At 56.9% G+C, this 23,551-nt stretch carries 26 protein-coding genes and 1 tRNA gene; 13 read left to right on the forward strand and 14 right to left on the reverse strand.

Annotation, left to right across the window (positions count from 1 at the left end; translation table 11 throughout):
• The first annotated feature begins 135 nt into the window (after positions 1 to 135).
• Entirely contained in the window at positions 136 to 375 is a 240-nt protein-coding gene (locus ACVWZG_RS04615; protein WP_457393379.1) for a hypothetical protein, read from the forward strand.
• A gap of 181 nt (positions 376 to 556) precedes the next feature.
• Here the strand turns inward: ACVWZG_RS04615 and ACVWZG_RS04620 are convergent.
• The 3 genes from ACVWZG_RS04620 to ACVWZG_RS04630 form a co-directional block, all read right to left on the reverse strand.
• Positions 557 to 630: transfer RNA gene (locus ACVWZG_RS04620), tRNA-Pro, on the reverse strand.
• A gap of 98 nt (positions 631 to 728) precedes the next feature.
• Positions 729 to 1,142 (reverse strand): NfeD family protein, encoded by a 414-nt coding sequence (locus ACVWZG_RS04625; RefSeq protein WP_414407407.1) that lies wholly within the window; start codon positions 1,140 to 1,142, stop codon positions 729 to 731.
• Between the two features lie 90 nt (positions 1,143 to 1,232).
• Entirely contained in the window at positions 1,233 to 1,472 is a 240-nt protein-coding gene (locus ACVWZG_RS04630) for a hypothetical protein (protein ID WP_011433611.1), read from the reverse strand.
• Positions 1,473 to 1,611: 139 nt separating this feature from the next.
• On the opposite strand from ACVWZG_RS04630, the gene ACVWZG_RS04635 reads away from it, so the two are divergent.
• Positions 1,612 to 1,806: a hypothetical protein gene (locus ACVWZG_RS04635; RefSeq protein WP_414384228.1), complete on the forward strand. Its 195-nt coding sequence runs from the start codon at positions 1,612 to 1,614 to the stop codon at positions 1,804 to 1,806.
• Here the strand turns inward: ACVWZG_RS04635 and ACVWZG_RS04640 are convergent.
• The 3 genes from ACVWZG_RS04640 to ACVWZG_RS04650 form a co-directional block, all read right to left on the reverse strand.
• Positions 1,782 to 2,864, reverse strand: coding sequence for an SAM-dependent methyltransferase (locus ACVWZG_RS04640; RefSeq protein ID WP_457406323.1), 1,083 nt, complete (start codon positions 2,862 to 2,864; stop codon positions 1,782 to 1,784). The two genes, ACVWZG_RS04635 and ACVWZG_RS04640, sit on opposite strands and share 25 nt — an antisense overlap.
• On the reverse strand, positions 2,861 to 3,463 hold the full coding sequence (gene leuD / locus ACVWZG_RS04645; protein WP_414342404.1) for a 3-isopropylmalate dehydratase small subunit: 603 nt from the start codon (positions 3,461 to 3,463) through the stop codon (positions 2,861 to 2,863). Before leuD ends, ACVWZG_RS04640 begins: the two co-directional genes overlap by 4 nt.
• Positions 3,464 to 3,570: 107 nt before the next feature.
• Positions 3,571 to 3,897: a phasin family protein gene (locus ACVWZG_RS04650; RefSeq protein ID WP_011433607.1), complete on the reverse strand. Its 327-nt coding sequence runs from the start codon at positions 3,895 to 3,897 to the stop codon at positions 3,571 to 3,573.
• Between the two features lie 42 nt (positions 3,898 to 3,939).
• Here ACVWZG_RS04650 and ACVWZG_RS04655 point away from each other — a divergent pair, with 42 nt between their 5' ends.
• Together ACVWZG_RS04655 and ACVWZG_RS04660 are read left to right on the forward strand one after the other, a co-directional pair.
• On the forward strand, positions 3,940 to 4,278 hold the full coding sequence (locus ACVWZG_RS04655) for a hypothetical protein (protein ID WP_457406324.1): 339 nt from the start codon (positions 3,940 to 3,942) through the stop codon (positions 4,276 to 4,278).
• Positions 4,275 to 4,751 (forward strand): urease accessory protein UreE, encoded by a 477-nt coding sequence (locus tag ACVWZG_RS04660; RefSeq protein ID WP_414384221.1) that lies wholly within the window; start codon positions 4,275 to 4,277, stop codon positions 4,749 to 4,751. Before ACVWZG_RS04655 ends, ACVWZG_RS04660 begins: the two co-directional genes overlap by 4 nt.
• 23 nt (positions 4,752 to 4,774) lie before the next feature.
• Here the strand turns inward: ACVWZG_RS04660 and ACVWZG_RS04665 are convergent, their stop codons facing one another.
• Complete coding sequence (locus tag ACVWZG_RS04665; RefSeq protein ID WP_457406326.1) at positions 4,775 to 6,703, reverse strand: S9 family peptidase; 1,929 nt, start codon at positions 6,701 to 6,703, stop codon at positions 4,775 to 4,777.
• A 411-nt stretch (positions 6,704 to 7,114) separates the two neighbouring features.
• Between ACVWZG_RS04665 and urtA the strand changes: the two genes are divergently transcribed.
• From urtA to mnmH, 6 genes are all read left to right on the forward strand, one after another.
• Positions 7,115 to 8,395, forward strand: coding sequence for an urea ABC transporter substrate-binding protein (gene urtA, locus ACVWZG_RS04670; protein WP_457387636.1), 1,281 nt, complete (start codon positions 7,115 to 7,117; stop codon positions 8,393 to 8,395).
• Between the two features lie 104 nt (positions 8,396 to 8,499).
• Entirely contained in the window at positions 8,500 to 9,657 is a 1,158-nt protein-coding gene (locus ACVWZG_RS04675) for an ABC transporter permease (RefSeq protein WP_457393368.1), read from the forward strand.
• Between the two features lie 3 nt (positions 9,658 to 9,660).
• Positions 9,661 to 10,869, forward strand: a complete 1,209-nt coding sequence (urtC, locus tag ACVWZG_RS04680; protein WP_457393366.1) for an urea ABC transporter permease subunit UrtC — start codon at positions 9,661 to 9,663, stop codon at positions 10,867 to 10,869.
• Between the two features lie 179 nt (positions 10,870 to 11,048).
• Positions 11,049 to 11,816, forward strand: a complete 768-nt coding sequence (gene urtD / locus ACVWZG_RS04685) for an urea ABC transporter ATP-binding protein UrtD (protein WP_457393364.1) — start codon at positions 11,049 to 11,051, stop codon at positions 11,814 to 11,816.
• 34 nt (positions 11,817 to 11,850) lie between these two features.
• Complete coding sequence (gene urtE / locus ACVWZG_RS04690) at positions 11,851 to 12,615, forward strand: urea ABC transporter ATP-binding subunit UrtE (RefSeq protein WP_457406329.1); 765 nt, start codon at positions 11,851 to 11,853, stop codon at positions 12,613 to 12,615.
• A 218-nt stretch (positions 12,616 to 12,833) separates the two neighbouring features.
• Positions 12,834 to 13,907: a tRNA 2-selenouridine(34) synthase MnmH gene (gene mnmH, locus ACVWZG_RS04695; RefSeq protein WP_457406331.1), complete on the forward strand. Its 1,074-nt coding sequence runs from the start codon at positions 12,834 to 12,836 to the stop codon at positions 13,905 to 13,907.
• Here mnmH and ACVWZG_RS04700 read toward each other — a convergent pair.
• From ACVWZG_RS04700 to ACVWZG_RS04710, 3 genes are all read right to left on the reverse strand, one after another.
• On the reverse strand, positions 13,900 to 14,703 hold the full coding sequence (locus ACVWZG_RS04700; protein WP_457406332.1) for a M55 family metallopeptidase: 804 nt from the start codon (positions 14,701 to 14,703) through the stop codon (positions 13,900 to 13,902). The two genes, mnmH and ACVWZG_RS04700, sit on opposite strands and share 8 nt — an antisense overlap.
• Before the next feature lie 192 nt (positions 14,704 to 14,895).
• Positions 14,896 to 15,930, reverse strand: a complete 1,035-nt coding sequence (locus tag ACVWZG_RS04705) for an amidohydrolase family protein (protein ID WP_414357521.1) — start codon at positions 15,928 to 15,930, stop codon at positions 14,896 to 14,898.
• Between the two features lie 127 nt (positions 15,931 to 16,057).
• Positions 16,058 to 16,936 (reverse strand): isoaspartyl peptidase/L-asparaginase, encoded by an 879-nt coding sequence (locus ACVWZG_RS04710; RefSeq protein ID WP_011433592.1) that lies wholly within the window; start codon positions 16,934 to 16,936, stop codon positions 16,058 to 16,060.
• A gap of 235 nt (positions 16,937 to 17,171) precedes the next feature.
• Here ACVWZG_RS04710 and ACVWZG_RS04715 point away from each other — a divergent pair, with 235 nt between their 5' ends.
• The gene (locus ACVWZG_RS04715; protein ID WP_414331642.1) at positions 17,172 to 18,776 is read left to right on the forward strand and encodes an NAD(P)H-quinone oxidoreductase subunit 4; all 1,605 of its coding nucleotides are present in this window, start codon (positions 17,172 to 17,174) and stop codon (positions 18,774 to 18,776) included.
• Between the two features lie 56 nt (positions 18,777 to 18,832).
• Here ACVWZG_RS04715 and ACVWZG_RS04720 read toward each other — a convergent pair whose 3' ends face one another.
• Positions 18,833 to 19,429, reverse strand: coding sequence for a Uma2 family endonuclease (locus ACVWZG_RS04720; RefSeq protein ID WP_457406334.1), 597 nt, complete (start codon positions 19,427 to 19,429; stop codon positions 18,833 to 18,835).
• A gap of 65 nt (positions 19,430 to 19,494) precedes the next feature.
• Positions 19,495 to 20,241, reverse strand: coding sequence for a rhomboid family intramembrane serine protease (locus ACVWZG_RS04725; RefSeq protein ID WP_414412638.1), 747 nt, complete (start codon positions 20,239 to 20,241; stop codon positions 19,495 to 19,497).
• 193 nt (positions 20,242 to 20,434) lie between these two features.
• On the opposite strand from ACVWZG_RS04725, the gene ACVWZG_RS04730 reads away from it, so the two are divergent.
• On the forward strand, positions 20,435 to 21,109 hold the full coding sequence (locus ACVWZG_RS04730; protein WP_011433588.1) for a response regulator transcription factor: 675 nt from the start codon (positions 20,435 to 20,437) through the stop codon (positions 21,107 to 21,109).
• 148 nt (positions 21,110 to 21,257) lie between these two features.
• On the opposite strand, the gene psb35 is transcribed toward ACVWZG_RS04730, so the two are convergent.
• Together psb35 and ACVWZG_RS04740 are read right to left on the reverse strand one after the other, a co-directional pair.
• A complete protein-coding gene (gene psb35, locus ACVWZG_RS04735; protein WP_414422025.1) occupies positions 21,258 to 21,566 on the reverse strand; it encodes a photosystem II assembly protein Psb35 in 309 nt (102 codons plus the stop codon).
• Positions 21,567 to 21,703: 137 nt separating this feature from the next.
• Positions 21,704 to 21,922, reverse strand: coding sequence for a hypothetical protein (locus tag ACVWZG_RS04740; protein ID WP_011433585.1), 219 nt, complete (start codon positions 21,920 to 21,922; stop codon positions 21,704 to 21,706).
• 184 nt (positions 21,923 to 22,106) lie between these two features.
• Between ACVWZG_RS04740 and ACVWZG_RS04745 the strand changes: the two genes are divergently transcribed.
• Positions 22,107 to 23,384 (forward strand): cysteine desulfurase, encoded by a 1,278-nt coding sequence (locus ACVWZG_RS04745; protein WP_457406336.1) that lies wholly within the window; start codon positions 22,107 to 22,109, stop codon positions 23,382 to 23,384.
• Positions 23,385 to 23,551 lie beyond the last annotated feature (167 nt).

The raw sequence follows: 23,551 nt of genomic DNA on the forward strand, positions 1-23,551 counted from the left end.
ATAAATTGACAAAGACGGCCTATCCCCAGCCGCAAATGCCGCAGCTTGCGCTGCCGGTCTTGTGGTCAATGGCTGAGGCTTCGTTTAGAATTAGACAGGCCCATTTAGTTCATTAAATTAAATTAAGGGGATCCCATGCTGTTGAAATCTCATGAATCTCCTCGCCATCAGGGCAGAAACCGTCGCGGTCGTGGGGGATCGGCACGCAAGCGCCAACTGGACAAACGGAACCGCGCCTTGATGCAACGATTACGACAACGAGAGCAAGCTCTCAACTCTCGATCTTCTCGGCGGGGGCAAGTTAACCCTGCCTTTTTTGTGCTTGCTTCTTTTTTCCCTCAGCCTGGCTACAAGGGATCCCGCTTGGCTGCCTGACCCACCCATTCGATGGCATCGAAGAGTTTGCTTCTCGCGCCTTCAAGACAAAGACTGCGCCTCCACCAATAGACGCCCGCTTTAGCAGTTAGCAACATCAATGGGAAGATTTTGGGGCCCTGGATAAGCGCGAAGCTATCGGCCAAGAACGCGAATGGCTCTGTTCTTGGTGCAGGCAGGATCGGGATGACAGGATTTGAACCTGCGGCCCTCTGCTCCCAAAGCAGATGCGCTACCAAGCTGCGCTACATCCCGGCTTAGCTTTTGTGATTATGCCAGATCCCCGCCTCTGATGCACCCCTAAGCAGGGATCCCTCGCTCAAGGCAACAAGGGAAACAAACATTTGTCCAGGTCAGGACTTGAGCATCTTGGCCGGCATGACAATGAGGGTATTTCCCTGTCGCTCCACCACGTAGAGCTCCTGCCCGGCTTGGATTTCTAGGTTGGGGATGCTGCACTTGGCGTTCCAGGTGGAACCCAGATAAGAAACCCGCCCCCGTTCGCCCGGCGGAATGGTGGTGATTGCCCGCGCCTCGCGAGATTCCTCTACCTGAACCGATCCATGGGGCACCAGACGGCGGCTGAGGATAATCAACACCACCGATGCCCCAATCCAGCTGGCAAATTGTACCCAGATCGGCAGCCCCAAATAAGCCAAAAGCCCCGCCAAGAGCGCCGCCAGCCCCACCGAGCCGGCAACCAATTCTGGCAAAAACAATTCGGCAGAAATTAGGACTAACCCGATGATGATCCAAGGCCAAACCATAGAATCCAGGGATCCCACCAAATTCAGTATGGCTCAAAACCCCTGGATCCTCAGCAGGGATCCCTTGTCCTTAGGGAGACTGGTTGGGGCTTACCCGCCCAAGCGGTAGTTCTCCAAAAACTGCAGGGGATCCATCTCTTCCTGAGGGGAGCTTTTGGGTAGGTTCTTGGATTCGGCGATCCGCATCAAGGTCTCCCAGTCGGTGCTCATGACAAAGGCCACGGCTTGGCGAGCCGCCTCTCGGTGGGGGCAGTCCTCTCCCAAGACACAGCCATCTCGACAGAGGGTGGCGCAATCGTGCGCAGTGCTCCTGGGATCCGGGCCAGCCATGATGTCTTCCTCTCGGTGGGTTTCACGTTTTCTTTAGGATACCTGAAGAGAATCTTGCGCTTGCAGGAGATTTGGGTCAGGGCGGGTAGCTTGGATGAGGAGATGAGGCGACAAGACCTGTTCAAGCAAGAGGAGCCTTATGGAGTTTTCGCAATTGCAAGCGCTGGTGGATCGAGCCTTGGAAGACAAGAAGCTCACCCGCACAGAGGTGGATCAAATCGTCAGCGCCATCCGGGCCGACGGCAAAATCTCCCCCGAAGAGATAGGCTTGCTGGAGTCCATTCGCGAAATGGTGCTCCGTCGGGAGATTCAGGTGGTGGAAACGGCAGATTGAGGGGCAGGGATCCCCTGTTGCAAGTAGAGGGTGACTTCGCTGCGATTGTGAAACAGGTGGCGGGCTCTCACCAGGGGGAAGGCACTACCCAAAATCTCCAGACTTTGCCGCAGCACCCGCAGGCGGTGTTGGTGGGGTAGCTTCAGGGTCATCACAGCTCTCCCCTGTGGCTCCAGATGGGGAGCAAAAGCCACCATCAGGCGGGCAGAAGCCGGGCCATCCATGCGCATGTCGTTGAGGATCAGGTGAAACCGGCCTGGGCCACGGGCCAGGTAGGCTTGGGCGCTGAGGCAATGGTGGCGGATCCCCGGATCTTGGCTGAGGCGCTCGTGCAAGTCCCCCGGATCCACTGCTGTGACCTGCTGGCCATATAGGCGCAAAATGCGCGACCATCCCCCCGGTGCTGCCCCCAGATCCAGAGCCTGTCCCCCCGGCACCAAGGGAATCTGAAACACCTGGATGGCCTCCAGCAGCTTAAACTCGGAGCGGCTGATTTGCTCTGGATCCCGCCGAAAGCGATGGATCCCACCGGCCCAGTTGGAGAGGTTCTGGGCAGCCAAGGATAGGCCCAGCCAAGCGCGAATGCCCATCGGTTGAGCCAGGATCACCACCGAGATCACCTGCTGTGGGTCTTTGACCTCCAGGGGGGATCCCACCGCTGCCATCACCTGTTCGGCCAGGGTTTCATTGACCTGGAAGGGCTTGAGAGCCGGCTCTCCAAACAGGCGCGTCTGAACCGAAAAGCTGAGGGCGGGGTCAATGGCTGCCAACATTTCCCCATCAAGGCGCAATTCAACTAAGGATCCCTCGGCCAGCCGCCGTTCTTGGTGAATGGGGCAGATGTGGCGTAAAAAAATGGGCGGGTCAGCTTGCCAAGCCTCAGCCAGGTCAGCAAATGAGCGTTGGCTGCACACCCATACCAAGCCAGGTGCTTCCTTTAGCCGCTGCACGGCAGCCTCTGGATCCGCAGCTTCTATCTCCCGGATCGCCAAATCCAGAAAATCTGGGTCAGCACTGCCCAGCCATGTATGGGTATCAGGGGGGAGAGGATTGCTCAACGGGCTCGCTGCCAACGCACGTAGGGTAAAGAAGCGGCTACTTGCTGAATCTGGGCTTGGGCGGCCAGCAGTTGTCCTGTGGCGTCCCAGGTGCCCTGCACCAGCATTTGCCAGGCTCCCTGGGGGATCTCCACAGCAGCGGTATTTGCCTCCCAGCGCACCTGTTTGTTGGGCAGATCCAGCGTCAACTGGAGCTGGGGATTTTCCGCCACCGCCTTCTGCAGGGCTTGAATCACAGCCGGGGGTGCCGTAACACAAGGGATCCCTAGAGCCAAGCAGTTGCCGAAGAAGATCTCGGCAAAGCTTTCACCGATGAGAGCGCGGATCCCCCATTTGGCCAGCGCTTGGGGGGCATGCTCCCGGCTGGAACCACAGCCAAAATTGGCATTGACCACGAGGATCTGGGCTCCCTGGTACTGAGGCTGATCGAAGGGGTGTTGGCCGGGATCCTGGGCGCGGTCGTCGGCAAACACGTGCTGGCCCAAGCCGTCGAAGGTGACGCACTTCAAAAAGCGGGCCGGGATAATCCGATCGGTGTCGATGTCGTTGCCCAGCAGGGGGATCCCTCGGCCTGTGACGGTCAAAACTTCGCTTGACATAGGAACTTGATGAATTCTCCCAGAGAGGACTTCAGGGTATCGCAACGTTCGGCAAAACCCTGCCCAACGGCAAAGGAAAGCCGGCAAAAGGGGAAGGCTCAGCTCGGCTACCGGCGGTAAACCTGATTTTCCAAATTGCGCACCTGCCGCTCCAGCCGATCCAGCCGCCCGCGCAGCTCGTCCATTTCCGATTGGCGGGGCACGCCCAGATCCTGCAGGACGTTGCGCACCTGCCGCTGAACATAGGATTCAAAGTTGCTCTGCTCGGCTTTCACCTGGTTGAGCAGGTTGTTGATGACATTGGATGCCTCTTCTGGGTTGAGCTGCCCCTTCTGCACCAAGTCGTCGGCAGCCTTTCTCAACTGTTCTGCCAGCAGAGTGGTTGTGCCCACGCCCATTAGCAAGAGCTGACGTAAGATACTGTTGTTGTCCAATGCTGCCCTCCAAAGGACGCTTCGCGAACGGTACGGGCCTCCATGACTACCCATTTTCCTCAGTTTGCCCTCAACTTCGCAACCGGCTCGGCCAGTTTCTCCCTTTCGCCAGAGGTGGCACAACAATGGCACAAGGCTCTGCAAATCCTCTTGGAGCGACTCAAGATCCGTTCCCGACAGCAGCCTCAGGAGCCGGTTGAGTTTCGTTACCCTACTGAAGATTTCAGCTTGGAGATGTTCTGCAACCCCAACATCTGGGCTGGCCCCCACGCAGCCAAGGTCTTGGTTACTGTGAAAACGGAAGGGCTGCGCTTTTCCACTGAGGTGGAGTTCTCTCGCCTTCAAGAAGACCTCAGCCAATATCTGGAGTCTCTGGCATGAGCGAAGATCCCCATGCTGCAGGAGAGGATCCCGCGGCCATTACGGTGACGCAACTGCTGGACGAGCCGTCAGAGGGGATCCCCGGCCACTTGGAAGTGGTTGCCCTCACTTGGCACGACCGCCAGCGATCCCGGCAACGGCTGGTGAGCGACTGGGGCACCGAGATCCAGCTGATGCTGCCCCGCGGCACCCATCTTCACGATGGGGATCTGCTCTATGCGGATGCGCAGCGACACATTCGGGTCAGAGCCCAACCCGAACCGGTGCTCTTGATTCAACCTGAAAACCCCATCCAGATGGGCCAAGTGATTCATCAACTGGGCAACTGGCACCGTCCGGCCCACGTTTCCCCCCAAGGGCAGATCCTGGCGCTGGCCGATGATCCGCTGCAGGACTGGCTGGCCCACATGGGGATCCCGTTTCGGTTGGAGATGGCTGTCTTCGAGCCCAACCTGTTGGCCCACAGCCATTAATTCGACCCATTGAGCAGTCATCATCAGATGTCCAAGTTCTCGATCCGAACCGGCTCAAGAGGTTCTGCCAGCGGAAACCCCAGCACCTGGGCATAAAAGTAAAGCTCTGCCTCCAAGGCCCTTTTGATGTTGGCCGCCTGGCGAAAGCCGTGTTGCTCTCCCTCGAAAGGCACATAGGCCACCGGGATCCCTTTGGCCCGTAGGGCTGCCACCATCCTCTCCGCCTGATTGGGGGGCACGATGGCGTCTTCCAACCCTTGGAAGAAGATAACCGGACAATTGAGGCCCTCCAGGTGATGAATGGGGGAACGCTCCCGGTAGAGATCCCGCCGCTCTGGGTAGGGGCCAATGAGGCTGTCCAAGTAGCGAGACTCGAACTTGTGGGTCTCCTGGGCTAGGGCTTCCAGATCGCTCACCCCGTAGTAGCTGGCACCTGCTCGGAAGACCCTGTGGAAGGTCAAGGCCGCCAACGTGGTATAGCCGCCAGCGCTGCCCCCTTGAATGAGCAGCCGTTCCCCATCCACCTTGCCCTGTTCTGCCAAAAATTGGGATCCGGCAATGCAATCTTCCACATCTACCAGGCCCCACCGGCCTTTGAGAGCATCCCGATAGGCCCGTCCGTAGCCGCTGCTGCCCCGGTAGTTCACATCCAAAACGGCAATCCCCCGACTGGTCCAGTATTGGATCCCCAGGTTGAGCACGGCTGCCGTCGCCCCGGTGGGCCCGCCGTGGCTTTTCACCAGCAGGGGTGGCTTTTCGCCAGCAGGGGCAACAAAGTCTCGGTTTTTGGGGGGATAGAAGAAGGCGTAGGCCACTTCCTTGCCGCCACCGGTGGGAAAAACAATGGGCTCTGGGATCGACAGATAGTCGGGATCCACCGCCACGCTGCTGGAACGGGCCACCACTTCCACCTGTCCAGAAGGCAAATCCAAACAAACCAAGGCTATGGCTTCCGTCGGGGATCCGGCCAGGAAAGCGGCTTTTTCCCCACTTACCTGCAAACCGCTGATCTGGGTGTAGGGCAAGGGGATCCCTGCCAACTGTCCTGAATGGGGATCCAGATAAGCCAGATGAGACAGCCCGTCTTGTTCATAACAGGCCAGGATGCGCCCATCGCCACAGAAGCCGTAGGTGCTCAGGCCAAACACCCACTGCGGCTCTCCAAACTCCGCTTCCATAGGGCAGAGGGGAATGGGGCCCTGGGGATCCCAGCGATAGAGGTTCCACCAGCCGCTGCGATCCGAAACAAAGTAGAGATCCCCCTCCGGTGACCACTGGGGCTGGAAGATCGACTCGGCAGGGCCACCGGCTAGCTTTTGGGGCTCTCCTAGAGTGCCATCTGCTGCCACCTCTGCTCGCCACAGTTCCGTCCCATCCCAGGGCATCTGGGGGTGATCCCAGGTCAGCCATACCAAGGTCTGGCCATCGGGGCTGAGGCGAGGGTTGGCGTAGAAATTGTGCCCAGAGGCCAAAATCTGCTGGGATCCACTTGCTAAGTCAATCGAGACAAGGCTGTTTTCCGGCTCTCCCTGGCGGCTGTGATCCTCCCGCACACAGAGGATGCGTCCACGCGCCCGATCCACCACCCCGTCGGCGTAGCGATAGGGGCCTGCTTCCGTCAGGGGCTGGGGATCCGAACCCGGCAGCAGGCGGTAGAGCCGTTGGTCAGCGAAGTTGCAAAAATACACTACCCCTGCCGACACCCAATAAGCTCCACCCCCATACTCATGCACCCGCGTCCGCACATTGAAGGGTGCTGGCGTGAGTTCCACAGGGATCCCGTCGGCAGAGCACCGCATCAGCACGTTTCGCCCCTTCTCTTGTGGGCGACCCTCCGTCCAGTAGAGATCCCCCTGATCCCAAACCATCTGTCCCAAGCGCAGGGATCCCGTCACCACCAGGTCAGCGGTAATCGGGGATCGCCAAGATCCATAGCCGGCCTGCTGCACCATAAGCTGTTAACTCTAAGCTGTTAACTCTCAACTAATTCTCGACCCCAGAACCCCTATTATGCCGGCAGCAAGGGATCCCTGCCTTTGCCTACAGCCTGTGGGGAAAGGGAGCCGAGAACAGGCTCGGATTCTGGGAAAAGGTATCCCGCGATACAATTCTCTCCGGGCTGAATGGGTTTGATGGAACACGTTAAGGCAACAGGGATGCACAACGCTTTCTCGACTGCAGGATTAGCCTTTTCCTCTGTTGATGTTGGGAAGGCATTCGGTGAAAGCCTCAGCCGACTGCAGTTGGGCAAATTTAACACATGGGCGAGGTGATGAGCTAAGTGTTTCCCTCTGTTGGCCGGGCTGCTGCAACAACTGGACTTTTTAATACCCTTTGCACTCACTTCGTTTCGGAGATCACCGATGGCTCTATCATTTAATCGTCGTCAAGTGCTGAAAATGGGCGCTCTGGCCGGAGCCGGGGCTGCCCTAGGGCCGCAGATCTGGGTGAAGCGATCCGTGCCCGCCTACGCCCAGGGAGAGACCATTCGCGTTGGCATTTTGCACTCCCTCAGCGGCACCATGGCCATTTCGGAAACCAGCGTGGTGGATGCGGAAAAGCTGGCTATCAAAGAGATCAATGCCGCCGGTGGGGTTTTGGGCAAGCAGATCGAGCCGATTATCGAGGACGGGGCTTCCGATTGGCCAACCTTTGCCGAGAAAGCCACCAAATTGATCGATGTGGACAAGGTGGCAACGGTATTCGGCTGCTGGACTTCGGCCAGTCGCAAAGCCGTGTTGCCGGTGTTTGAATCCAAGCAGCACCTGCTCTGGTATCCCGTGCAGTACGAAGGACAAGAGTGCTCCAAAAACATCTTCTACACCGGCGCTGCCCCCAACCAGCAGATCGAGCCTTCCGTGGAATGGCTGCTCAACAATAAAGGTAAAGAGTTCTTCCTGGTGGGATCCGACTACGTGTTCCCCCGCACGGCCAACACCATCATCAAGGCCCAGTTGGAAGCCCTGGGGGGCAAGGTGGTGGGTGAAGACTATCTGCCTTTGGGCAACACAGAAGTTACCCCCATCATCAGCAAGATCCGGGCCGCTCTTCCCAATGGCGGTGTGATCTACAACAGCTTGAACGGCGACAGCAACGTGGCCTTTTTCAAACAACTGGAAGGGGCAGGGCTGGGGCCAGATCGCTATCCTTCCATGTCCGTCAGCATTGCTGAAGAAGAGGTACAGGCCATCGGCCCCGAATTCTTGGAAGGGCACTTCGCCGCCTGGAACTACTTTATGACGGTGGATACGCCTGCCAACAAGAAGTTTGTGGAAGCTTTCAAGGCAGAATACGGCCAAAACCGCGTCACCAACGACCCGATGGAAGCCGCCTACATCATGGTTTACATCTGGAAGCAGGCAGTGGAAAAAGCGGGAACAGTGGAAATCGACGCCGTGCGGCAGGCAGCCTATGGCCAGACCTTTGATGCCCCAGAAGGCTTGGTAACCATGAACACCAATCACCACCTGACCAAGTATGTGCGGATCGGCCAGGTGCGCTCTGACGGTTTGTTTGATGTCATCTTTTCTACGGATGCCGTGGAGCCGCAGCCCTGGAACCAGTTTGTGGCAGAGACCAAGGGCTTTGCCTGCGATTGGTCAGATCCGGCCAAGGGCGGTCGCTACAAAGTCAAAGTCAGCTAGTCCTGGCCAGGGCTGGGATCCCTTGCCGTTTGGATAGGGTCGGGGATCCCGCCTAGATGCTCGGTTAGCCTCCCTAGTTTAGTTGGAAGGAGGATCCCCTGCCGATGACCTTGCTCTTGGATAGCTTGTTTAACGGCCTTAGCATCGGCACCGTCTTGCTAATAGCCGCTCTGGGCTTGGCCATTGTTTTCGGCCTCATGGGGGTCATCAACATGGCCCATGGGGAGCTGATGATGTTGGGGGCCTACACCACTTTTGTGGTTCAAAATGCCTTTCGTCCCCTAGGGGATCCCTGGCGGGATTTGTACATCTTTCCAGCTTTGGTAGCTGCCTTTGCCGTCACTGCTCTGGTGGGACTAGCCCTGGAGCGGGGGGTGATTCGCTTTTTGTATGGCCGACCGCTGGAAACCCTTCTGGCCACTTGGGGTGTGAGCCTGATCCTGCAGCAGTTTGTGCGCAGCGTCAATTGGGTGCTGGCTTTCCGCTTGGGGGCCTTCGCGGTGCTCTTTTTTGGCGGCTGGTGGCTCTTGGCCAGGCGAACGGATTGGCCGCGCCTCAAAAGGTGGACGCTGGCGCTGCTACTGGTGCTTTCCACGGCAATTGCAGCGGTGGGGGGGCGGGTGCTGGCGCAAACCTATGCTTTAGCAGTCACTCAACCCTGGTTTGGAGCCCAGAACAAAGATGTGACCGCTCCCCGTTGGCTGGGGGGTGGGATCCCGGTGGGCAGCCTGTTTTTGCCCAATACCCGCCTGTTTATCATCGCCCTCACTGTCTTCTGCATCCTAGGGCTGTACTTCTTCTTGCAGCGCACCCGCTGGGGGCTGCGCATCCGGGCGGTTACCCAGAATCGGGCCATGAGTGCCTGTGTAGGGATCCCCACGCAAAAGGTGGATGCCCTTACCTTTGCCATCGGCTCGGGTCTGGCGGGAGTGGCCGGCGTAGCGGTCAGCCTGCTGGGATCCGTGGGGCCGAACACCGGCCAAAACTACATCGTGGATACCTTTATGGTGGTCGTCGTGGGGGGTGTCGGTAAGCTTTTGGGCAGCATTGTGGCAGCGCTTGGGATCGGGATTGCCAACTTTGTCATCGGTTCCGGGACGCTGGCTTTGATTTTTCCCAACGTGCCCATCCTGACCGATACCCTCAACTTTTTTGCCACCACGAGCATGGCCAAGGTGATGGTCTTTGCTTTGATCGTGGCCTTTTTGCAGGTGCGACCCCGTGGCCTTTTCCCCGAAAAAGGTCGTATGGTGGATGCCTAGGGAATGATCTCGCTTGGCGAAAACTCTAGGACCAGACTCTCCATCTTCTACTCCCTCACAAAGCCCATGAAACTGGTTCATTCCCCCCGTGCTGATCATGAAGTGGCTGCTCCCGCCGCGGGTGGGGATCCCAATTCTTCTCGCAAGCTTCTGTGGGAGGCCGGGATCCTCATCGTTTTGGTGCTGGCCTTGATCTTTGTGGCCCCAACTGTGCTGTCTGGCTTTCGGCTCAACTTGTTGGGGCGGTTTCTGGCCCTCAGCATTGTAGCTTTGGGAATCGACCTCATCTGGGGCTATACCGGCATGCTCAGTCTGGGACATGGGGTGTTCTTCGCCTTGGGGGGCTACGCTCTGGGGATGCACCTGAAATTGCAATTGCCGGAAGGTCAGATACCGGAGTTTTTCAGCCTCTATGGGGTAACGGAATTGCCCTGGTTTTGGTATCCCTTTTATTCGTTTCCGTTTACGGCTGTTGCTGTGGTCTTGATCCCGGCTTTGGTGGCGGCAGCCCTGGGGTATTTGGTGGTGAGAAATCGCATCCGAGGGGTTTATTTTTCCATTTTAACTCAGGCCACCACGATCATTTTCTTTAACTTCTTCAACGGCCAACAGCGCTTAATCAACGGCACCAACGGCCTGACCAACTTCCAGACTTTGTTTGGCCTGGATGTCAACTCGTCCGAGATGCGCTTCGCTGTCTATGTCACTACAGTTCTGGCGGTGGTTTTGGCTTACCTTCTCTGTCGTTGGCTGACCAGCGGCCTATTCGGTCGGATCCTGGTAGCCATTCGAGATGACGAGCCGCGGGTTCGTTTTTCCGGCTACAATCCCACCGGCTTTAAAGTTCTGGTGTTTGCCGTGTCTGCTGCCCTGGCGGGTGTTGCCGGAGCTTTGTTTACCTTGCAAACTGGGATCATCTCTCCCAATGCGATGGCCGTTCCCTTTTCCATTGAGATGGTAATCTGGGTGGCGGTGGGCGGTCGGGCCAGTTTGGTGGGGGCGGTGCTGGGGGCTCTGTTGGTTAACTTTGCCAAGAGCTTGCTGAGCGAAAATTTTCCCGAAATTTGGTTGTTTTTCCAAGGGGGATTGTTCCTGCTGGTGGTGCTGGTGTTGCCGGATGGACTGGTGGGTTGGGTGCGCACCCAAGGCAGGCAGCTTTGGGTCACTGTCCAGCTTTGGCGCAGGCGCTTGGCAGATACTTCCCCAGCTTAAATCTGGCTTTCTGTCGATGTGCATCATACGCAAGGTGCAAGTTCAGAGTAAAAGGATCCCAGATCTGATGGGTAAGCCAGCGATGCCAAGTGTCCTCTCTTATTTATTTGATGGGTTGAGTTTGATGGGTTGAGAACCCTGTTCGCCCTCTGCCCTTTCCGTTCTTGGATGTGATCCCCATGCTTACTGCAGCTCCCACCGCCACCCGACAAATTTTACAAACTCAGGATCTCACCGTCAGCTTCGACGGCTTTAAGGCTTTAGATGGGTTGAACTTCTCTCTGGAGGAAGGGGAGCTGCGGGTGGTCATCGGTCCCAATGGGGCGGGTAAGACTACATTTCTCGATGTGCTGACGGGCAAGGTTAAGCCCACCCGAGGCCGGGTGCTGTTCAAAGGAAAGGATCTGGCCAAGCTCAAGGAACACGAGATCTCGATTTTGGGTGTTGGGCGCAAGTTTCAGACGCCGCGGGTCTATCAAAACTTGAGCGTGCGAGAAAACTTGGAGCTATCCCTCAACCCTGACAAAAGGGTTTTTTCCACCCTATTGGGCAAAAAGCATCTGCGAGAAAAAACGGATGCTCTTTTGGAAACCATTGGCCTCAGCCGTAAGGATCGGGTTCCGGCAGGGCTGCTTTCCCACGGAGAAAAGCAATGGCTGGAGATCGGCATGGTGATTGCTCAAGATCCGGATTTGCTGCTGCTGGATGAATGCGTGGCCGGGATGACGGACAAAGAAACAGAAGCTACAGGAGAGTTAATTCAATCCTTAGCCCAAAGCCACACCATTTTGGTGATCGAACATGACATGGTGTTTGTCCGACAAATTGCCCGCAAGGTTACCGTTTTACACCAAGGCTCGGTGCTGTGCGAAGGTACCTTTGAGGATGTGAAAAACGACCCGCGAGTGATTGAGGTCTATCTCGGATCCCACAAGGGGAAAAACTAAGCAAAGAGGCTATAGCTCTGTATCTAATCGACTCATGCGCAGGCCTATGAATACGGAAAACGCGACCGCAACACAAAACTTATCCCGAGATGGATCCGGGCCTCTCCTGGAGGTCTCCAACTTGAGGGTTTACTATGGTCAGAGTTTAATTGTGAAGGATCTCTCTTTTAAGATCTTTCCCGGCCAAGCGGTTTGCCTTCTGGGCCGCAATGGTATGGGCAAAACCACCACACTTAAAGCCCTGATGGGACTTCTGAAAGACTGCACAGGCAAAATTGCTTTTGAGGGCCGTCCTATCAACCATTACCCTCCCAATTGGCGAGCCCGTGCCGGTATCGGCTATGTACCCCAAGGTCGAGAGATATTTCCCCGCCTAACGGTTGAGGAAAACCTGCTGGTGGGGCTAGAAGCGGCACCGGACAGAGAACGGACCATACCTGAGTTTGTCTATGACCTATTCCCAATTCTGCGTTCTTTTCTTAAACGGCTGGGTGGGGATTTGAGCGGTGGGCAGCAGCAGCAACTGGCCATCGCCAGAGCTTTGGTGGCAGAGCCCAAACTTTTGCTCCTGGATGAGCCTACAGAAGGGATCCAACCCTCCATCATCATCGAGATTGAAGAAGCCATCACCCGTATTCAAAAGGAGCGGGGCGTTTCGGTGTTGCTGGTGGAGCAGTATTTTGAGTTTGCCCAAAGTCTGGCCGATTACTTTTATCTTATGGAAAATGGATCCCTTATCATGGAGGGGCCGACTGACCAAATGGACGAAGAAAAAGTCCGAGCTCACCTTTCTATCTGAGGTGGCACCTGGAGAGCCTGAAAACCTCTATAACTTTTTTGAGAGCGGCAAATGGCATCCTGCATGTTCCAGAGACCTTGCCTAAACTTCTGGAAAAGCGAGAAGTCCACCTGCGAGGGGATAGGCTAGGGTTAGCCCTGGGCTTCCTTGAGCAGCAGCGTTGCTAAGCTAGAAACTGTTCAAGATTGCGCTAGCTTGCCATTTCCATCCACAGGTTTGTGTCTCCTCCGATTCACTTCACTGCAGAGCCCTGGCTGCACACCTACAGCGAAATTATCGATGTGCGCTCTCCGGCAGAGTTCGCAGAGGATCATTGGCCGGGAGCCATCAACTTGCCTGTACTCTACGATACAGAACGGGCGGAGGTGGGCACGCTCTACAAGCAGGTGGATCCCTTTACAGCCCGCAAACGAGGGGCAAGCTTGGTGGCCCAGAACATCAGTCGCCACTTGCAAACCCATTTTGCCGATAAAGATCGCGATTACCGGCCCCTAATCTACTGCTGGCGGGGAGGGCAGCGCTCTGCCAGCTTGGCATTGGTGTTGTCCCAGGTGGGCTGGCAGGTTACGGTTTTGCAAGGTGGCTACAAAACCTACCGGGCCTGGGTGCGCCGACAGCTGCAGATCTTGCCCCAGGAATTTACCTACCGAGTGCTCTGCGGACCAACAGGGAGCGGCAAAACCCAGTTGCTTCACCATCTGCGCCAACAGGGATCCCAAGTTCTCGATCTGGAAAAGCTGGCCTGTCACCGGGGATCCCTTCTGGGGGCCGAGTGGGGGGTGCCACAGCCCAGTCAGAAGAGCTTTGAAAGTCAACTGGTGCAGGTTTTTCTCCGGTGGGATCCCGCCAAGCCAGTCTGGGTAGAAGCTGAGAGTGCCAAAGTGGGCCAGCTCCATCTGCCGCCTGCCCTTTGGCAAGCCCTTACCCAAGCCGACTGTGTCGAAGTGCAGTTGCCTCTAGAGGAGCGGGTGAAGGGGTTAATCGCCCACTATCCCCACTGGATTGCTCACCCCCAAGCGCTAAAGGAAAAATTGCTGCCTCTGAAGTCCCGTCTTGGCCAGGCCCGCCTGCAGCATTGGTTTGAGCTGATCGACGCCCAAGACTGGCCGCAGTTTGTGCAGGAGTTGCTGGAGCAGCACTATGACCCCACCTATCGGCACGGGCTGCAGCAAAACTTCAATCGCCTTCGGGCCCGGATTGAGCTGTCCGACCTTTCCGAGACCAGCCTCAGGGAAGCCGCCGCTCGCCTCATCGAGATGCCGCTTGGATCCCCATCGGTCGCGGCTAGGTGAGCACAATAAACTCCAAAGCCCGCAACACCTCAAACCAGTCGGAAACTTCCAGCCGAACCGTGGAATCGGCAATCCACCGGCAGCCGGGATAAAAAGACTTGCGGTAGGCCCGAGCGGGATCCTTGTAGTCCACTTCCAATTGAAAGTGATCCGGCAGTGGGCGAGGCCGGTAGGCCGGCAGCCGCCTCAGGGATCCCTCTACACCTTGGCGGATGGCCTGTAGAACCTGCTGCGGATGTGGCGTAATGACCGACTGGCCTATCCCTTTGTGGGTGACCACCGTCTCGATTTGGGCGTCATAAGCTTTTGCTTCAGCACACACCTCCGCATCTCCGGCTACAAACACAACCGGGACTCCCTCATAGGCAGCCGTGAGGCTGACCAGGTGAAACTCGGCGATGGCCTGGCCGTTCAGTCGGATTTGGCTAACTTCGGTGGTGTAGGTGTGGGCGAGGGGGTTGGCAGCAGAACCGGCGCGGGCATGATAGCCGATCAAGATCAGGGCATTGTAACTGCGATCCAGCTCTTGCACCATACAGTAGGGGTGGCCGCTCCAACCGCGGATGAGTTGCACCGGCTCCGGCAACCGTTCGGGGATGAGGTTCCGCCCGGAGTCATGGGCATCTTTGACCGTGATCTGCGTGGCTCCGGCAGCCAGGGATCCCTCACAAGCCGCGATCACTGCTCGGGTCATCTGCTCTCGGAATGCCTCGTAACCCGGCTGGCCGATGGTGGCCTCATCCCAATGGCTGATGCCGGCGATCCCCTCGATATCAGCGCTGATATAAACCTTCATGTTTGGCTCAGTAGACTCAGCATTGGATTCTGTCGGGCTCTATCCACCCTCAGATGCCGCTCAGCATCGCTCTGCACAAGGGATCCAAGCCGTTATTTCCCTTGCGAAAATTGCCCCCGGCTCTGCTGTGGATCCCTTCCCTGTTTTCGAGAAGTCGGGATGAAAAACAAGGACTCCATCCCGCTGAGGGGATCAGAGAGCCACCAAAGAAGCAGATACCCCCTGCTGTAACTCCGACAACAATGAGGCCGGACGCCCCTTGTAGGGCCAGGCAAAAGCGTGACGAAAGGCTGCTTCCTGGCAGTGTTTGAGCTGCTCGAAATCGATAATGTCGTGGGTTAGCAGGTTTTCGTACTCAAACGGCAGCCGCACATTGTGCAAGCCGGCGTTGTCGGTGCAGATGGCGATATCCACCCCCGCCTCAAAGCAGCGGTCAAAGACAATCTTGAGGGGCTCCAAACTGGGCAGGGTTCCCGTTTTTAGATAGGTGGTGGGACAAACTTCTAGGCATTGGCCTCGCCGCGCCAGCTCCGGCAGCAATTCTGGATAGTGGAGAGGGATCTGAATGCCGTGGCCGATCCGCGAGACATAGGGCAGCAACTGTGGGTAGCAGCCATCCAAAGTTTCGTACAGGTGGGCAGTGGTTTTCAGGCCGCGGGCCAGCGCATACTTGAACAGCTCAATCCACTCGTCCATCCGTTCGCCGTAGGGCTTGTCTCCCCCGGCCAGGTCGATGGCACACACATACTCCGACTCAGCGGCAGCTTCCACCATGGCCCGGTTGATGTGGCTGGGCAAGCGCGAGTGCAAACAGACGATCTGGGTGGTGACGATGGGATACTCCCGCTGCTGGCTGGCCTGCCCCACCGTCTCGATTACCTGGCGCATCTGCTTGAGGCGCTCCGCCTCATCCAGGCTGGGATCCGTGCGCAGGTAGGGGGTGTAGCGAATCTCTAGGTAGGCCAGATCCTCAAAGATGTAGGCTCCCCGCAGCAGGCGGTAGATAAAATAGGGCAGGGTTTCCAGGGTCTGCACCTGTTCCACCAGCGTGTGCAGCTCCAGGTAATCCTCGAGGGTGTTGCGCGGGCGGGTGTAGAACTCCTCAAACTCGGCATAGGTGGGAAAGCGCTCTGCCAAAGGGGATCCCTGGCGGTGAAAATAGCGCCACAGAATTCGGGGGACAACCGAACCGCCCAAATGACGGTGCAACTCCGCGTGAAGTGCCATAAACGCTCTACAGTGGCCCGCCAGGGGGCAGACTTGGTTTGTTTAAGTACTATTTCTACTCTTATCCTACTCTTATCCAACCGCCTCAGGCTTGTCCAGGTCTAATCCCGCAAGCCCGGCTAGAAGTTTAGATCGTCAAGCCGATCCCCTGCCCATCGTGATAGGCGGCCAGCAGTAGGTCGGTGGTGGTATCCCAAGCAATCTCGCCCGAGCGCGATAGAGCAATGGCCCCAAAGGAGCGGCGACGTTGGCGGGCCTCTTGAAAAGACTTGGCCATGGCAGCCTTCAGGCTGAGGCCATCTTCCACTCGAATCACAATCCGCGCCGCCAAGCTCTCATCCAAAATATCTTCCCCGACACCAGTACAACTGACCCCCGCCGCCGCACTGGCATAGGTTCCCGCTGGAGTGGCCGAATCGCTTACTCGCCCCACCCGTTCAAACCCCCGCCCGCCGGTGGAGGTGCCGGCACAGATTTGCCCCTGTTGATCCAGCGCCACCGCCCCCACCGTGCCCATGGCCAGAGCAGTGAGAACCCTAGTTGGGGGATGGGTTTGGCGCAACTGCACCCACTCTTGAACCCGCTTGAGAGTGGCCGGGTCATAGACCGGCAACTGCAGCTCCCGCGCCAGCTCTGCTGCCCCTTGTTCGGCCACCACGCGATCCGGGCTTGATTGCAGAGCCTGGGCCATGAGGATGGGATGCTGAACTCGGCTGACGTTGATCACCCCGCTAAAAGACTGGGTGGCCCCGTTCATGAGAGCGGCGCTCATGCGGATTTGCCCATCCGATTGCAAGACCGACCCCGTCCCGGCATTGTAGAGCGGATCATCCTCCAGCAACTGGCAGGCATGCATCACCGCCGCCTCGGCACTCTGCCCAGCCAACAGCAGCTCGTAGGTGCTCTCCACCACCTGCTGCAGGGATCCCCTCACTTTTTCCAGGCTGCTTTCCCCTTCCAGGGCGCTGCCGGCTCCGCCGTGGATGATCAGTTTGGGCTGAGGCATGATGAGATCGGTTACCTTGTGAGAACAGTGGAAGACTATATTTTGATTTTCGGGTACAACATCCACCCATGCATCTGCTCCATCCCAGGGATCCCAACGCAAAGGGAGAGGGAGCCTTAAGATAATCCTGTAGATTTGCTAAGCATAGATACTCAAGGGCGATTCTGGTAAAGGGCTGTCGGATTGCAGCCGGCAGGGATCCCCCTGATGGTATGGCACAAGCGAGGTTACATCCATGGCGCTGCCCAGCTTGCACGAGTTTCCTTGGCTGACCACGGTCATCGCTTACCCTGTGTTGGCCGCCCTATTTATTCCCCTGATCCCAGCACCGGCTGGGGATCCCAGTACCCGCGCCTACGCACAAAAGTTGGCCGAGCGGATCCGCTGGTTTGCTTTGTTCATTGCAGTCACGGATCTGCTGATTCTGCTGGCCGGCTTCTATGTTGGCTACGATCCCGGCCAGACAGGTTTGCAACTGCTGGAGCGCTACACCTGGGTACCCCAAGTGGGCTTGAGTTGGTCGGTGGGGGCTGATGGCCTCTCCATGCCCCTGATCCTGCTCACGGCGTTTATTACCACGCTGGCCATCTTGGCCGCTTGGCCGGTCACCCTCAAACCTCGCCTCTTCTACTTTTTGATGCTGGCCATGTATGGCGGGCAGATCGGGGTGTTTGCCGTGCAGGACATGTTGCTGTTTTTCCTGATGTGGGAATTGGAGCTCATCCCGGTGTACTTGCTCCTCTCCATTTGGGGTGGGGCAAACCGCCTCTATGCGGCCACCAAGTTCATCCTCTACACGGCCCTCAGCTCCCTGTTTATCTTGGTGGCAGGTCTGGCCATGGCCTTCTACGGGGATCCCATCAGCTTTGACATGACGGATCTGGCCCACAAGACCTATCCGCTCACCTTCCAACTGCTGATGTATGGGGCCTTCCTCATTGCCTATGGGGTGAAGCTGCCCATTTTCCCCTTGCACACTTGGCTGCCCGATGCCCACGGCGAGGCCACTGCGCCGGTGCACATGTTGCTGGCCGGGATCCTGCTCAAGATGGGGGGCTATGCCCTGATGCGCATGAATGCGGGCATGCTGCCGGATGCTCATCTTTACTTTGCGCCAGTGCTGATCGTGCTGGGGGTGGTGAACATCATCTTTGCCGCCCTCACCTCTTTTGCCCAGCGCAACCTGAAACGGAAGATCGCCTATTCTTCCATCAGCCACATGGGCTTCGTGCTCATCGGTATCGGATCCCTGACGGAGATCGGCATGAGCGGCGCCATGCTGCAGATGATCTCCCACGGGCTGATCGGGGCCAGCCTGTTCTTTTTGGTGGGGGCCACCTACGACCGCACCCATACGCTGGAGCTGGAGGAAATGGGCGGCGTTGGCCTGAAGATGCCCAAGATCTTCTCCATGTTCACCGCCTGCTCCCTGGCTTCGCTAGCCCTACCCGGCATGAGCGGCTTTGTGGCCGAGATCATGGTGTTTATCGGCATGGCCACCACCGATGCCTACTCTCTCCCCTTCCGGTTGGTGGTGGTTTTCCTGGCAGCAGTTGGGGTGATCCTGACCCCCATCTACCTGCTGTCGATGTTGCGGCAGATTTTCTTTGGCCCGGAGAACAAAGAGCTCACCGAACACGAAGAATTGGTAGATGCTGAGCCACGCGAGGTGTTCATCATCGCCTGCCTGTTGATCCCCATCATTGGCATTGGGCTCTACCCCAAGCTGGTGACCAGCCTCTACGACCAATCCACCAACGCCTTGGTGGCGCTGCTGCGGCAGGAGCTGCCTCAAACTGGTGAGACGGTTGCCCAAGCTCCTGCCCTCTACAACAACTGAATAATAATGTTGAATTGAGATGAGAACTGAGGGTCGGAAAGGGATCCACTCTTTTTCTATCCCGCATTGGACTTGTGGCTCTCGCCAGCTTGAACTTGCATCCAGCCGAACAAAGTTGCGATTGTCAGTTGGATCCCTTGGGCAAACGCAGGAGTGGGGATCACCTCTTGGGGATCCTCATGCACCGTCGGCTGCTGCCCGGCAGGGTAGGCGAAAACAACCCTTTCTTCGGGAGCCACGATCCACCCCATTTGGCAGCCGTGATCCAGGCCGATCAAGATTTTTTTGACCAGCTTCATTGGATTTTGATCAGGAGAGAAAATCTCGATCATCCAATCCGGGCAAAAGGGGATGAGATTTTGAATGGTGCCATCTTCATCTACAGGGATCCGATCCCAGGGGATCACAGAAATATCGGGCACAATCGCGTATCCGGCGAAGGTGCAGCGCAGCTCTGGAAATGCCATTCCCAGTTGAGAAGGCTCCAACATCTCGTTAATGAAGCTACCCAGTTTTAGTTGGAGACGGCTATGTTTTCCCTGTGGCATGGGCTTCTGGATAATTTCTCCTTTGATGAACTCGCTGGCGGGCTGAGTTTCCGGCTGTTGTAGAAAGTCTTCCAGAGTTAGAGGCTTGGCAGATAGACTGACCATGGCTTTCTCCCATCACGCTGCTATCCGATTAACAATAGACTGAGAAAGTATCAAAGCTGATCAAATCAAAACAGATCCCTGTCACGTTGTTGCCAAGTCATTTGGCGGTCATAAGGGCTTTTGCCGGAAAACAACCCCATCAGCGGCCCCAAAATGGCCCCAAACACAAAACCGCCCGCATGGGCCCAGTAAGCAATTCCCCCACCCTGCATACCGATATTGGTAGGCGTCTGTAGGCTGGCAATGCCGTAGAAAGCTTGCTGGATGAACCAAAAGCCCAGGAACACCCAAGCCGGAACGTAGAGGGTTGTGATGAAAATACCCAAGGGCACCAAGGTTAGGATCTCGGCCCGTGGAAAGCGCAAAATATACGCTCCCAATACGCCGGCAATAGCGCCGCTTGCCCCCAGTGAAGGAATGGGGGATCCCATATCGAAAAACCACTGCGTTAGCGCAGCCAAAGCTCCGCAAGCCAGGTAAAAGATGAGGTAGCGCACATGGCCCAAGCGATCCTCAACGTTGTTGCCGAAAACCCACAAAAAAAGCATGTTCCCGCCAATGTGGAGAAAGCCCCCATGCAGAAATTGTGAGGTGAATAGGGTTACCCATTCTGGACGCGACGAAGAGGTGAGCTCCCCTCGAAAACTGGCCGTCAACTCTATCGGTACCACTGCCCACTCTCGGAAAAAAGCTGCCAGCTCTTGTGGCGACAGGGTTAGCTGGTACAGAAAAATTAAGATGTTAACGATCACCAAGGCATAAGTGACATAGGCTGTGCGGGTGGTTGGGTTGCGATCTTGCAGGGGTACCACAGTTAAGATCCAGTCGACGTCACCCTCTAGCCTAACCTGTCCTTTGCCACCCCCCCAGGCTCACCTCTAAGCCCCTACCTGAGGCTACACTGGGGTAACCTGCTGGGAGCTTTGCTGGTGAACCTATTTCAGTTTTCAGTCAAGCCCGCCCGGCAGAGGATAAACTGCAAGGCTGGACTAGAGGAGTGGATTGATGTCCGAGGTTGAAAGCCCCACTGCCCCGCTCAAGTTTTTGATCGTCGAAGATCATCCAGAGGTGGCTCAAAACAACTGTGAGTGGCTGCAACGTATTGCAGCAGATGCTCAATGTATTACGGTCACCAATCCCATGGACGCCATCCTACGCCTGCAGCGGGAACAACCGGACTTGGTTGTAGCCGATCTGCTCTATGGTCAAACCAGCGGAGAGCAGTCTGCCGAGCCTGGCCTAGAGTTCCTGCGCCATATCTTTGAGAACTACCCCACCTTGAATGTGATGGCCTATTCCAGCGAGCCGCTGCTGCTCACTCCATTGGTGGGCCTGATCAGCAAACACCAGGGTGGGTTTGCCGCGGTCAACAAAATGGAACGGCGCACCGTGTTTCTGGAGGGGGCCAAAAGTGCCCTCAATGGAGAATTGCGCATGCCGCGGGAGTTGCGCGGTCTTACGAAGCTGACGGAACGAGAAATTGAGGTCTTGAATTTGCTCTGCAAAGAAGCCCTCACCGACCAAGCCATTGCCGATCGCATTCACACCAGCAAGAAGACCGTACAAAACTGTATCCAAAGGCTCAAAGAAAAGCTAGATATTTTCGGCTCTGAGGATGAGATCAATGCTCGCGTTGCCATGTGTATGACAGCCGTTCAGAAAAAGATTATCCAGTGGTAAAGGCTGAAGGCCAGCAGTGACTTGCATCTGCGGCCAGCTCCAGCTTGGGGTACTGGCAAAGGCTTAGTCAAAGCCAGAAGAAGAGAGGCGGAGCTCTCCGGCTGCCATTTTCCAATTCTTCCAGCCATCAGACAGCTTTCAACTGGAATCAGCGGATCCCCAGTGCAGAGGCAAACACGCTGTGGCCCACTATGGCCTCTACCACAACACTGATGGCAAACCCCAGCATGGCCAGCCGTCCGTTCCATCGCTCGGCCTTCTCCGTCCAGCCAATCTCCCACTCCGGCGGGGTATCGCCGTCTTGACCGTACTGCGGCACGTACCGCGGGCGACCGGCGCCTTCCCAGCCAGCAGGGCGCTTGGAGTTGAAGAAAGCCATCGAGCCAATCACAACAGCGGCCACCAGCCCGGCCACCATGACGGCAATGTAGGGGAGGAAGGGATTGTCAAGCATCATCGGACTGTCGAGATAGGGATTGAAGGGTGAAAAAGCTCCCAAAAAGGGTAGAGCTGTAACATCTCAAAGCCGAAGAGAAAGTCTGTGAGATGTCCAATGTGGCTCTACCGAAAAGTTCTTCGACAAATTATTGCAGGTTATTGCAGACCTAGCCACTGGGCGAGAGTGCTGGCAAAAACACTGTGGCCCAGCACCGCTTCTGTAGCAATGCTGATCACCAAGCCCAACATGGCCAAGCGTCCATTCCAACGCTCCGCTTGCTCCGTCCAGCCTGGGATCCAGTCGTTGGTGGTGTCGTAGTACTGGGCAACAGAAGCGGAGTCCAGACGAGAAGGGATTCTGGGAGACGATTGCATTGCTAATACCTCGTATTGGTTGCTGTAACCAAACTTAACACAAAGTTACATTTTGTGACAAGCTTCGCTTTCAGGTCAGGGAGGAAGGGATCCCTGGATGCTGGAAGGGATTGGGCGGATGGGTTTGCCGAAGGCTGGCCGGAAGCGATGTCATACTGAGGGAAGCAGGCTTTTTGCGCAGACCATGGCGGTATCCCCCCTTTCTTCTCTCAAGCTTGACCATTCTTTCGATCTGGCTGCCCAGGTGCGGTCAGATTTTCCGATTTTGCAGCGCCAGGTCAACGGCCACCCGCTAATCTACTTTGACAATGCCGCCACTTCTCAAAAGCCACTGGCAGTCCTGCAGGCGATGGATCATTACTATCGACACTGCAACGCCAACGTGCATCGCGGGGTGCATACGCTGAGCAACGAAGCCACAGATGCCTATGAGGGGGCGCGGGAAAAGATCGCTCGGTTTGTGAACGCGCCTTCTCCTCAGGAGATCATCTACACCCGCAATGCCAGCGAAGCCATCAATCTGGTGGCCTACAGTTGGGGCTTGAGCCATCTGGAGCGGGGGGATGAGATCGTCCTCTCGGTGATGGAGCACCACAGCAACCTGATCCCGTGGCAATGGGTGGCCCAGAAGACGGGAGCCCACCTCAAGTTCATCCAGATCACGCCAGAGGGAGAGCTTGATCTGGAGCACTACCGGTCTTTGCTCAGCGACCGCACCCGCTTGGTGGCGGTAACCCAGGTCTCCAACATGCTGGGATCCATCAATCCCGTCCAGGAGATGACTGAGCTGGCCCATCGCTACGGGGCCAAGGTTCTGCTGGATGCCTGCCAGAGCGTGCCCCACATGCCTGTGGATGTCCAGGCGCTGGATTGCGATTGGTTGGCCTTTTCGGGGCACAAGATGTGTGGCCCAACGGGGATTGGCGTCCTCTACGGCAGGCGGGAGCTGCTGCGAGCGATGCCCCCTTTTTTGGGTGGGGGAGAGATGATCGCCGATGTGTACTGGGATCACGCCACCTATGCGGATATCCCCCACAAATTTGAGGCTGGTACGCCGGCGATTGCCCAGGCGGTGGGGCTGGGGGCAGCCGTAGATTACTTGAGCCAGATCGGTCTGGAGCGGGTTCATGCCCATGAACAAAGGTTGATTACCCACCTGTTGGACGGGATCCAGCGCATAGCGGGTATTAGGGTTTATGGCCCCAAGGATCCGGCGCGACGGGCAGGGCTGGTTAGCTTTTCGGTGGAGGCTGTCCATCCCCATGACCTGTCTACTTTGCTGGATGAGCAAGGCATTGCCGTTCGAGCGGGGCACCACTGCACTCAACCCCTCCATCGCTATTTGGGAGTACAATCCACTGCCCGAGCCAGTGTTTACCTGTACAACACGTTGGCGGAGGTGGATCGCTTTTTAGACGTGTTGGCAGAAGCGGTGGAGTTCTTCGGCGCTGCCCTAAGCTAGGGATCCGGGATAGACCTCTGAAGAGATGAGCATGCCTCTAACCCCCAAAACCCTGAACTTTGCTGAATTTACTGAGCTTTAGGCGGTTTGGCAAAAGTCATTGAGAGGGATATAGTAGACCAAGTTTCCCCCTGATCCTTGAGTCCACCGCAACGGTTGCCGGGAAG

The organism is Thermostichus sp. OS-CIW-33, assembly GCF_054059615.1.